The organism is Vibrio sp. 10N.222.51.C5, assembly GCF_041474575.1.
Classification (GTDB): Bacteria; Pseudomonadota; Gammaproteobacteria; order Enterobacterales; family Vibrionaceae; genus Vibrio; species Vibrio crassostreae_C.
Map to the genome: position 1 here is coordinate 1 of NZ_JBFRUJ010000113.1, position 295 is coordinate 295.

The window sequence follows — 295 nt, forward strand, 5'->3', positions numbered from 1 at the left end:
GTTTATACCGTTCTTATTAACTAAGAGCAGATAAACATTGAGAACTTTTAAATTTGATTGAATTACTCGTAAGTAATCAATCAGTCAGCTTTCCAAATTGTTAAAGAGCTAGATATTTCAAAAGAAATAACCATTTTTAAAGATTCTTAAGGAAGAACACTTAAAGATGGTGGAGCTATGCGGGATCGAACCGCAGACCTCCTCGCTGCCAGCGAGGCGCTCTCCCAGCTGAGCTATAGCCCCATCTGGAAAAGTATTTCCTACTCTTAACTTATTAAACCATCAATCTGTGTGG

Annotated in this window: 1 tRNA gene; it reads right to left on the minus strand. The window is 38.0% G+C overall.

What is annotated here, in order from left to right:
• Nucleotides 1-167: 167 nt before the first annotated feature.
• A tRNA-Ala gene (locus tag AB4558_RS21815) sits at nt 168-243 on the minus strand.
• Between the last annotated feature and the right edge of the window lie 52 nt (nt 244-295).